Source organism: Bacillus sp. J33 (assembly GCF_000518885.1).
Lineage (GTDB): Bacteria > Bacillota > Bacilli > Bacillales > Cytobacillaceae > Cytobacillus.
On sequence record NZ_JAEL01000069.1, the window covers coordinates 20,493 to 30,707 of the forward strand.

14 protein-coding genes and 1 tRNA gene are annotated in these 10,215 nt (G+C 38.0%); 10 read left to right on the forward strand and 5 right to left on the reverse strand.

The window, feature by feature from the left end; all coding sequences use genetic code 11:
* Positions 1-209: 209 nt before the first annotated feature.
* From L634_RS0118585 to L634_RS0118595, 3 genes are all read left to right on the forward strand, one after another.
* Positions 210-1,205 carry a TAXI family TRAP transporter solute-binding subunit gene (locus tag L634_RS0118585; protein WP_026583750.1) on the forward strand — a complete coding sequence of 332 codons (996 nt, stop codon included), beginning with the start codon at positions 210-212 and terminating at the stop codon, positions 1,203-1,205.
* Between the two features lie 148 nt (positions 1,206-1,353).
* Complete coding sequence (locus tag L634_RS0118590; RefSeq protein ID WP_026583751.1) at positions 1,354-1,884, forward strand: DUF1850 domain-containing protein; 531 nt, start codon at positions 1,354-1,356, stop codon at positions 1,882-1,884.
* A complete protein-coding gene (locus L634_RS0118595) occupies positions 1,874-3,832 on the forward strand; it encodes a TRAP transporter permease (RefSeq protein WP_026583752.1) in 1,959 nt (652 codons plus the stop codon). Before L634_RS0118590 ends, L634_RS0118595 begins: the two co-directional genes overlap by 11 nt.
* A gap of 48 nt (positions 3,833-3,880) precedes the next feature.
* Here the strand turns inward: L634_RS0118595 and L634_RS34390 are convergent, their stop codons facing one another.
* The 5 genes from L634_RS34390 to L634_RS0118615 all read right to left on the reverse strand — a co-directional run bounded on the left by L634_RS34390 (position 3,881) and on the right by L634_RS0118615 (position 6,416).
* A complete protein-coding gene (locus L634_RS34390) occupies positions 3,881-4,090 on the reverse strand; it encodes a hypothetical protein (RefSeq protein WP_051428369.1) in 210 nt (69 codons plus the stop codon).
* Between the two features lie 17 nt (positions 4,091-4,107).
* On the reverse strand, positions 4,108-4,239 hold the full coding sequence (locus L634_RS34695; protein WP_269521617.1) for a hypothetical protein: 132 nt from the start codon (positions 4,237-4,239) through the stop codon (positions 4,108-4,110).
* A gap of 335 nt (positions 4,240-4,574) precedes the next feature.
* Positions 4,575-4,793 (reverse strand): hypothetical protein, encoded by a 219-nt coding sequence (locus tag L634_RS0118605; RefSeq protein WP_026583753.1) that lies wholly within the window; start codon positions 4,791-4,793, stop codon positions 4,575-4,577.
* 112 nt (positions 4,794-4,905) lie between these two features.
* Positions 4,906-5,520 (reverse strand): YczE/YyaS/YitT family protein, encoded by a 615-nt coding sequence (locus L634_RS0118610; RefSeq protein ID WP_026583754.1) that lies wholly within the window; start codon positions 5,518-5,520, stop codon positions 4,906-4,908.
* Positions 5,521-5,651: 131 nt separating this feature from the next.
* Complete coding sequence (locus L634_RS0118615; protein WP_026583755.1) at positions 5,652-6,416, reverse strand: SurA N-terminal domain-containing protein; 765 nt, start codon at positions 6,414-6,416, stop codon at positions 5,652-5,654.
* A 241-nt stretch (positions 6,417-6,657) separates the two neighbouring features.
* On the opposite strand from L634_RS0118615, the gene L634_RS0118620 reads away from it, so the two are divergent.
* The 7 genes from L634_RS0118620 to L634_RS31380 all read left to right on the forward strand — a co-directional run.
* Positions 6,658-6,730, forward strand: a tRNA-Val gene (locus L634_RS0118620).
* 597 nt (positions 6,731-7,327) lie between these two features.
* Positions 7,328-7,603 carry a hemolysin XhlA family protein gene (locus L634_RS0118630; RefSeq protein WP_026583756.1) on the forward strand — a complete coding sequence of 92 codons (276 nt, stop codon included), beginning with the start codon at positions 7,328-7,330 and terminating at the stop codon, positions 7,601-7,603.
* Between the two features lie 371 nt (positions 7,604-7,974).
* The gene (locus L634_RS0118640; RefSeq protein WP_026583757.1) at positions 7,975-8,181 is read left to right on the forward strand and encodes a hypothetical protein; all 207 of its coding nucleotides are present in this window, start codon (positions 7,975-7,977) and stop codon (positions 8,179-8,181) included.
* Between the two features lie 338 nt (positions 8,182-8,519).
* Positions 8,520-8,618: a YjcZ family sporulation protein gene (locus tag L634_RS32840; RefSeq protein ID WP_084028938.1), complete on the forward strand. Its 99-nt coding sequence runs from the start codon at positions 8,520-8,522 to the stop codon at positions 8,616-8,618.
* Between the two features lie 36 nt (positions 8,619-8,654).
* Positions 8,655-8,792, forward strand: coding sequence for a YjcZ family sporulation protein (locus tag L634_RS32845; protein WP_084028939.1), 138 nt, complete (start codon positions 8,655-8,657; stop codon positions 8,790-8,792).
* Positions 8,793-8,879: 87 nt separating this feature from the next.
* Positions 8,880-9,098 (forward strand): spore germination protein, encoded by a 219-nt coding sequence (locus L634_RS0118655; protein ID WP_026583758.1) that lies wholly within the window; start codon positions 8,880-8,882, stop codon positions 9,096-9,098.
* A 928-nt stretch (positions 9,099-10,026) separates the two neighbouring features.
* Positions 10,027-10,215 (forward strand): helix-turn-helix domain-containing protein (locus tag L634_RS31380; RefSeq protein ID WP_157452422.1); only part of this gene is annotated, 189 nt, incomplete at its 3' end.

A 10,215-nucleotide genomic window follows, 5' to 3' on the forward strand; every position in this document is an offset into this window, starting at 1 on the left:
TTGCCATTCTGTAATAATATGGTTAAATATAGTGGAAATGATGCCGGCTAAAAAAATATAAGCTGCTATTTTTGCATAAAAAATGTATACCCAAGGAGGATAGCAAAGAAATTATATATCAAAGGGGAGCGCTATCATTTGACAATCTGCATATCCTTTATGGTAGTATATAATACGAAAAACTGTAAATTTATAAAGGGGGAACTACGGTGAAAAAGAAAAGTTTTCTTCTCGCAACAGCTTTACTGTTAGCGCTTTCCATGGTTCTGGCTGCTTGCGGCGGCGGCACTGATGAAGGCAATGGCGGCGGTGAAGGCGAAGGCGCCGAAAAGCCGAAGTTTATGAGTATTGTAACTGGTGGAACTGGCGGTACATATTATCCGCTTGGCGGATCGTTCGCTGAGATTATTTCTGATGCAACTGGCATTGATACCAATGCTGAAGTATCAGGAGCATCAGCAGAGAACATGAACACACTTAAAGACGGCAATGCGGAAATTGCTTTCTCTCAAACAGATATTGCTTCATATGCAAAAGAAGGCAAATTAATGTTTGAAGGAGCAGCTGTTGATAATGTAAGTGCAATTGGAACACTTTATCCCGAAACCATTCAGATTGTTACAACTGCAAAATCGGGCATTAAGTCTGTTGAAGACTTAAAAGGCAAAAAGGTTTCCATTGGTGCCCCTGGTTCAGGTACAGCTGCAAATGCAGAACAAATCCTTGAAGTTCACGGAATCGCTTTAGATGACATCCAAAAACAGGATCTATCTTTCGATGAATCTACTGCAGGGATCCAGGATGGCACAATTGACGCTGCTTTCGTTACAGCGGGAACACCTACTGGAGCTGTAGAAGGGCTTTCTGCAACTGAAGATGTTGTCATTGTTCCGATCGAACAGGATAAGATTGACGCGCTAATCGAAAAGTACCCTTACTATGTTCAGGATGAGGTTCCATCAGGAACTTATAAGCTTGCTGAAGCTGCTCCAACAGTAGCAGTACAGGCAATGCTTGTTGTTTCCAACGACCTTTCTGAGGATGTCGTTTACGATGTAACAAAAGCAATTTTCGAAAATCTTGATAAAGTAACACATGCAAAAGGCAAAATGATCAAGGCTGAAAATGCTGTAAAAGGTACAGGAATTGACTTGCATCCAGGTGCTCAAAAGTACTTTGATGAGCAAGGCTTTAAAGCTGAGTAATCTGCCAAAACATAATTTAACCGCTTAAAAACTTGGCCGGCTGTAAAACCTAAATAAGGTTATTACGCCGGTCAATTAAATTTTAGATCCTTTTCCAAACAAATGTAAAGACTGGTTATAATAACTATTATTTCAGGTGGGGTTTTATATGAAATTTAAGAGGCCAGGGAAGGTAAAGCTGATCCTGGCATTCCTCATCCTTACATCCATCGCAATCATGCTTTTCATTCCAATAAAGCAGGCAATTGTTTTTGAATATCAAAACAAAGGAGAAGTGCTTGCATACTTCCCGTTTAAAGACGACAGTTCTTTTAAAATTAAATATACTCATTCCATTCATCTTTCTGATGTTGTAGAAAGCTATAGAATAACTGAAAAAGGCGATATTCAGCTTTACGAACTGATGTATGAGGATTTTGCGATTGGAATGCCGGAAAATGCTTCAAATGGAGAAATATTTGAACAGAGGGACGGCAAATATTATATTAAGAATATGAATCGGATTTTTCCTTTTTTTGATCTCCGGCTGGGAGAGGTGAGAGCTAATCACACGGTTATCAGCGAAGAAAAAGAATATCCGCTTTCAAACTATATAGAGCCTGGCACATGGGTTCGAATTAAAGCAAAAAAAATTAATTTAATTGATACTTTGAAAGGAGTGAATATCCTTGGACAATAAAGGGGAAACGTTATCTCTCGAGGAACAGCAGAAGCTGCTGGAAAAGTATGATCCCGAGGCCGGTACAAGGAAGCTAGGGGGCATCATGGGCTGGATTGTCTTTATTGGCCTTTTATCATTCTCGCTATTCCATTTATATACAGGGGTTTTCGGAATGCTCACAGCCCAGCTGCAGCGTTCGATCCACTTGGGATTCGCATTGGCTTTAATCTTTCTATTGTTCCCTGCAAGGAAAAAAGATAGGGGGCGAAAACATAAAGTTGCCTGGTATGATGTAATACTGGCGATTCTGGGTATTGTAGTAGGATCCTATTGGCCTCTATTTATTGATGAAATTGTAATGAGAGCCGGACGCCTGACAGAAATAGATTTTTATGTGGGCTTGCTAGCAGTATTACTAGTGCTTGAAGCAACGAGACGTGCAGTTGGATTGCCTATCACTATTATTGCAGTCATTTTTTTGGCATATGCCATATATGGCCCATATATGCCATCATTTTTGGCGCATCGCGGCCTGGATTTGGAAAGGCTTGTCCAGACAATGTTCTTTACAACCGAAGGGATTCTTGGCACTCCGTTAGGCGTGTCAGCTACCTTTATATTCCTATTCCTGTTATTCGGTTCTTTTCTTGTAAAAACAGGGGTAGGCCAATATTTTAATGATTTGGCAGTATCCCTGGCAGGGAAGAGAACAGGCGGGCCTGCAAAAGTTGCGATTTTCTCCAGTGCCCTTCAGGGTACAATCAGCGGAAGTTCTGTTGCAAACGTTGTAACTTCAGGATCTTTTACGATCCCAATGATGAAAAAGCTTGGCTATAAAAAGGAATTCGCTGGTGCGGTTGAAGCAACTGCATCCACGGGAGGACAAATTATGCCTCCTATTATGGGTGCTGCGGCTTTCCTTATGGTGGAGTTTATTGGCGGAGGTATTACTTACTGGGATATCGCTAAAGCAGCAGCTATCCCTGCACTTCTTTATTTTTCTGGTGTTTGGATCATGACCCACTTTGAAGCAAAAAGAGTAGGTCTAAGAGGTTTAAAAGACGAGGAAATGCCAGACCGCAAAGAAGTATTTAAAAAAATATACTTGCTTCTCCCTATACTCGCAGTTATCGTTTTATTAATGAGCGGAATGAGTGTTATCCGGGCTGCTCTTTGGTCCATTGTTATTACAATAGCCGTTAGTATGATACGGAAGGATACCCGGATTAATTTCCGGGATGCGATTGATGCTTTAGTTGATGGTGCTCGAACTGCATTGGGTGTTGCAGCTGCGACTGCTGCAGCGGGTATCATTGTAGGTGTAGTTGTTAAGACAGGACTAGGTTTAAAAATGGCTAACGGACTCCTTGACCTTTCAGGAGGATTGTTAATTCCAACGCTGATGCTGACAATGGTTGCAGCGATTATCCTAGGGATGGGGTCGCCGACCACTGCAAACTATGTTATCACATCTACAATTGCGGCTCCGGCCATTATTCTGCTGGGTGTTCCGGATTTATCTGCCCACCTATTTGTGTTCTATTTTGGGATTGTGGCAGATATTACACCTCCGGTTGCCCTTGCTGCATTCGCTGCAGCAGGTGTTTCGGGCGGAGATCCGATTAAAACAGGGGTAACTGCCTCCAAGCTTGCAATCGGGGCATTCATCATTCCATATATGTTTGTTCTATCTCCAGAGCTGTTAATGATTGATACAACCTGGTATTACTTAATATGGGTAGTATTCACAGCATTGGCAGGTATGATGGCCATTGGTGCAGGGGTTATTGGCTATTGGCTGCGCAAATTAAACGTGATAGAAAGGCTCCTTGGAATTGCAGGGGGATTAATGTTAATCTATCCTGAAGGCACCTCCGATTTAATCGGACTTGGAATCTTTATCCTGCTGATAGTATTGCAGGTTATCTTTAAAAGAAATGATGAAGAAAAGCCTCAAACAGCTTAATGAAAAAGGAAGGTTCTCTAGAGATCCTTCCTTTTTTAATTTTATTTATCAACTTGTTTTCTTAAGAGCCCTGTTTTGTCCGATGGATAGATTTGCGTTGATATAACCTTCTTCATCGATGATTATTTCCTTTAACTGTTCGCTTTTATATTCGATGATTTCACGGTGCCCATTTTGATTATCTGTATATCTTTCAATTTCTTCTGCGTCTCTTGGAATGCGTTTTTCGATATAAGTAAGTATTTCATCATTGCTCAATTCCTTTTCCCATATCTTCAAATTGCCATATTGACAGCACAGTGGGTTTCAAATTCTACAAGCATCGTGTCGCCCTTAAAATGGGCAATGTATTTATTGTTTTTGTTATCTCCGTATTCTTCAACAAACTGTTCAAGTGTGTCGTCCAAATCAACCTCTTCAGTAACCTTTGCTTGGTTTTCAGGGGTTTTTCTGTATCTGCTCTTTGTTCTTCAAGCGAGGGAATATTTTTGTCTTCTTCCTAACGATCGTTTATTCGCTCTGACTGCAGCTGGCCAGGAAGAAACTATCCTCAAACAAAGCAATTAGAATTGAATTCACTTTCATAAAACCCTTCCTTTCTATTGATAGTCCTGTTAAAGAATATATACCCTCTTAAAAAGGGCAGTTAATCAGGGCAATAAAATGCAAAGGAAGGCAAAATAAAAGCCGTCCCACGCATGTGAATATCGGCTTAAATCGAATATATGATTGAATGCTATTCTTAGCTGATTTGGCGTGTCTTCTTCTCAGGCAAAATAGACATGATATGATTTAAATTAAAGATGCGCATTTGCTTTCTATATAAGCAGTAGGCCAAAATGGTGCTTCCGCGCAGTTCCTTAATTAGAATTTTTCTTTGAGTAAATGAGTTGCGTTTGGAGAGATAAATGATTTCAACAGGCTTTCTCTCTTCCATAGCTCTATAAAGAATTCCTTTCATATAGAAATCCCTCCTTACTTTTATTTACATTATAATCGAACAAACGTTCCTTATCAAGTATAAATACGAAAATTTGTTCGCATGCAAAAAAGACTTCATAATTGAAGTCTTTTTAGATGATCTTAAGCCCTTTATCTTTTAAGCGATTCAAAAGGAGAGTTCCATATTGAATGGTATACCCTAAAAAGATGGCGACCAGCAAGGTGCCGAGTCCAACCGGCCCGCCCAGCAGGAAGCCGATGGCCAATGCCAAAAACTCATTAAGGATCCGGGCATTTTTAATGCTGATGTTCAGCCTTTTTGATGTTGCAAGCATTAAACCATCAATTGGTCCGCTGAATAGTTTTGGACGGATATAAATGGCTACCCCGAGGCCCAGTAAAATAATCCCTATAGTAAAAGCGAGAATTTGCAGAGGAACCTGGGTAATCACAGTGTTTCTAAATACAAGTTCCATCCAAAAGTCGATTCCCAGACTTGCTAATATGGTGCCTATAAAAGATTTAAACTGCGGCTTTTCCCAGGTGAGAAGTGCATTGAAAAAAACCAGGGATGCTGTAACCAGGAATGACCATGTTCCGATAGTCAGGCCGAATTTATTAAATAGACCAACATAGACGGTATCCCAAGCCCCTGCACCAAGGCGGGATAAAATAATTAGCGAAATACCCAGAGTGAGTATTAAATAGCCTGTAATGATTTGAAAGAATGTTATACGTCTTATCATGATGTCTCCTCCCGAATACATATTACCGTATTTAAATAATTTCTCAAGAGGAGAAGGGTGAAAAGGATCAGGTAAATTTATCATACAAATAAAAAGAACAGCCGCCCAAAAGGGCAGCTGCTTTACAAGGCTTAAACCTTGATATCAATTTTCGCGTTTTTCTTTAACTCCTCAACGTGCTTAACGAGTAATTCCTGCTGCTTTTGCTGTTCAAGCTGCTGCTTGATTTGCGGCTTCACTTCCTCCAATTTAGGCGGCTCTTGGCCTTCAGCACCGCCTTGGCCTGCATACTCATCATAGGCCTTCTGGATTTCAGCGTCCGTAACTTCTTTAGGTTTAATTTCCCCATTAATATACTTTGTATATTTAATATTATTGGCAATTTCATCTTCTAAAGAATCCATATCCAGGCCTGCCTGCTGCATTGCTGTTTCGAACTCTTTATCGTCTTTGAATTGTCCTTTTGTTTCTTCAAGCTGTTTTTTCACTTCATCGTCAGATGCTTTATAGCCTTTTTTGTCTGCTTCCTGGAGAAGCAGTGTTTGACCGACTAAGCTATCAAGGGTTTGTTTCTTAATTTGCTCTGCAGCTTCTTTAGTAGTCGGATCTTGTCCCATTTGCTGGAACATCATTTGAGATGATGTAAGCACGCTATTATACTCGCGGCCAAGAATTTCCTGTTCATTAACAATAGCAACTGTTTTATTTTCATCAAGCTTTTGCTCTTCCATTTTCTTTTGCATTTCTTCCATTTGTTTTTGCTGCTCCTGCTGATCAGTTTCAGCAGTCTTGGCTTCTTTCTCTTTATCTGCACTTTTGCCTTCATCATTAGCTCCGCAAGCTGCTAAAATGGCAGATACTAATACTAGTAAAAAGGGATACATTAGTTTCTTCATAAAATTTTCTCCTTCCGTAACCCTGAAATCTTTGATTCAGCTAAAAGAATCATATAGTGGGCATTATATAGCATATTTTAATAAAAAGATACCTTACAGGACTAAATGGATAAATTGTAATGGGAATGTAATCTATTATCACAATTATTAATCTTCAATTAATGAAGCGAATTTAGGTATTGACTTTCAAGGAAAAAAAGTTTATATTTTATATTGTCCTCACTAGAGGAAACAGCATAACGATTCCGTAGCTCAGCTGGGAGAGCGCTACCTTGACAGGGTAGAGGTCGCTGGTTCGAACCCAGTCGGAATCATCAGTTCAAAGCCTAGAACCACAACGGTTCTAGGCTTTTTCTATGTTCTGAGAAAATGAGAGTACCCCGTTCATTGAAGGAATAAGGAAATTCAACGATTTTATTTACGTTTATGATTGGAATAGGGTCTTATTTTTTTGCTTTAAAGGGGGGGGAGTGACAAAGAGGCGGAATCCAATGGATTTATGGAAGGTATCTGTTCAGAAAGATATTGAAGAAATGAAAGGTAATATTCGCCGCTGCAGAATAAAACACACTCTTGAAAGACCAAATAATCCAGAACATCCAAGGTAATCTTAAGGAAATACTAAATGGCTAAAAAGAACAATTACAAACGCAATTATATTGTTCGTTTTCACAGCTGAATTTAGCGTTGGTATAGCCATCATCTTTACAGTATTAAAGGATAGTAAACATAAAATACCTTGCCAGGTGCTTTTAAAGCAAATTGTTGTATTGGAGAGATAGTTGCCGTTACATAATGCAGGAATTTTTCATTTATTATTTTATGGAGTACTCAATGTGGATTTTGTTATAAATTCAAATTCCTATTAACGGGACAAGTATCAAGATTTCCTTTTAAGGAGGGGAATTATCTTGAAGGAGCTGGATAATAAAAATATGTACGAGAAAGAAATTGCAGAAATAAAGGGGGATCTTAGAAATATTGAGAACCGGGTGAATAACCTTGAAAAAGTGACAACTCGGCATGATCAACAAATTATTTCAATAAATGAAAAGCTTAACAAGATAGACGACAATACTACCTGGATTAAAAGGACCATTACAGCAGCCATTATTACATCCATCATAACTGGTATAATCGGCGGGGCGATCGCAATTTTTTATAATGTGTTAAAGGGAGGAAGTTAAAATGTACGAACAACCGAAAACATGGAAGATTGGGCCATCCTTTTTAGCGGGTGGCTTTCTTTTTGCTTTAGGGTTAAATGGGGTTTTTAATGTGGTATCTCTCCATTTGCTGTGATATTACAAAAGATGAAGCAAATTAATGATTGGTTACACGATTTATGTTTACAGGTGTTACAGAGATATCGATCTTATTATGCATTTCGAATTTCACTTGCAGCCATAACCGCTCTTGTCCCTGCAGCAGCATTCCAGTAGTAAGTTGATATATGGAAAATCTGTTCTATCCTGGAATTATAATAAACATTAGCCTATACGCTATTTAATTATATGAATAGGATATATTGATTTTAAAGAGAAAAAGGAGGGATAAAATGTCTAAAAACAAAAAAGAAAAGATTATACACGTTGAGAATTTAATTATCCATGCAAAAAATGTGGATTTTATTCATGAAAGAGATAAAAATCATGACAAACTTTCAGCAGAAATGCCCAGAAGAAGTCCTTGGGATTCTTTTTGGTTGAGCCCTCCGACAAGGGAAGAGAATGAAGAAGAAGAAAAAACTGATGAAAAACGTTGAGCAATAGAAAAAATTCGATTCTTGAAATTTTTGGGTGTTTAAGGAGTGGAATAATCATTTCACTTCTTTTTCTTTTTGTTCACCCAGGTGACTAGGGCGCGTTTTTAATGCACCAGCTTATATTTTTTTTCAGGTCAGAAAAAGCCGTATTTTCGGCGATTTTATTGAATTTTTTCTATTCACTTAATCTAAATAATTGCAAAGATATATAGACATATATTTATAGATTGATAAAAGTACAAAAATATGACAATCGTCCATGCACTATTTTTTTATTAACATACCTTATTAATGAGACTTTTGTTTATCTCAGTTAAAAATGATTGGAGGTGCATGTTATGTCACAGGGTTATGGTGGCGGCTTTGCGCTAATTGTAGTTTTGTTTATTCTATTGATTATTGTTGGGGCAGCTGCAGTTGGAGGTTACGGCTACTAGTTTGAACTTTATTTTCTTATGAATGGAGTGATTTAGATGTCATTTTGTGGTGGTTATGGTTACGGAGGCTATGGCTACGGCGGTTATGGATATGGCGGCGGCTTTGCGTTAATCGTCGTACTCTTCATCCTTTTGATCATTGTAGGAGCAGCTGCTTTCGGTAAGGGTTATTAATTTAAGATTAATTAAGCATGGCTATTGAAATCCAAGTTCTGGATTTCAATAGTCATACCCTGCTTAATCAGAGATGGGGGGAGAACGTTGCCAGCTTTTACTGGTCCAATTTCCATAGCAAATATTTCTGGTGGAGATATTCGTTTTGGTGATATTGCCTTTCAGGGGGATAATAGCAGTTCGAAATCCAATAATGGATCGGGTGCTGTTAATACTGGAGGAATAGTTATAACTTTTAATGGGACAAATATCAATAATGTATTAAACACAAGTCTTACAGATCTTCCGATTGTAGCGAATAGGTAAGGATTATTATAATTTGGCATTAGAAGAAACCGGACAAGCCTAAAGTTTAAAACACATGGATACCTGCTTGTGCAGTATAACTGCCCTTACAAAAAGGCCCTTTAAAGTTTCGTTTAGCTTTTCCTGATTGAATTGTGATATTGGGTAAAATCATATCTTAGAGTAATAGGGGGAGCCTGCTTATACCAGTAGTTTACATTATCATTAATTGAATTCATGACAATTACCTATACAAAACAGCATATGCATGCTGTTTTGTATAGGTAATACTCTTTTGAAACGTTTTTAATTGATTAATTGCTTTAATAAAAAAACGTTGGCGTGGTTCTTTCTCAGTTTTATAGGATAGTCACTTTAATTTTTCAAGTTTAATAAAGCAATAACAGCAAAAAAGATCCTGTTCGAATTCCAATTTCAACAGTAAAATAGGAATTTACCTAAAAAAACAAACATACTCCAGCATTCTAAATGAGTTGCTCATTCAGAATACTAGCTGCCAATTGCCCTGATAGATGTTTCCATCTACTATTTTACACCAATATTAACCACCTTTTTCAATATCTTTCGCGGTCTATGCTGTTACAAAGCTTTATTAGTAGCCTAAGTAACAGCATAGCTTATAAAAAGGGACTGGAAACTTCCTGTTCCCACCCCTCTATCCGGAGGGAGGTATTTGTAAGGCTTTAGCGGTTAATATATAGTATTAAACTCTCATCTGTTTAGTTACAAAATATTAGCAGAGAATCCTTTTTATTCATTTTCCTTTTTAAATGTTCAAGGTCAATTGTAATACCAGTGTAAACGCTAGAATAAAGTTGACACTTTTTGCTCGATAAGATTTTACACTTTTGCTCAATCAACCTACTACTTTAGTAAAATAGATCGTGACGTTATTTTACTGGAGGTTAGGATTTTGGAGGAGAAGTTAGTGTTATATATAAAGATTCAGGAATTACATAAGAGAAAGTTTAAAGTAGCACAAATCGCTAAGGAGCTTAAGATCTCAAGACCGACTGTCTATAAGTATTTAGAAATGACATTCGATGAAGCAAGAGCCTATACTGAACAGCCTTTGGGAAAGAAGAAAAAACTAGATCACTATAAAGACTGGATACTT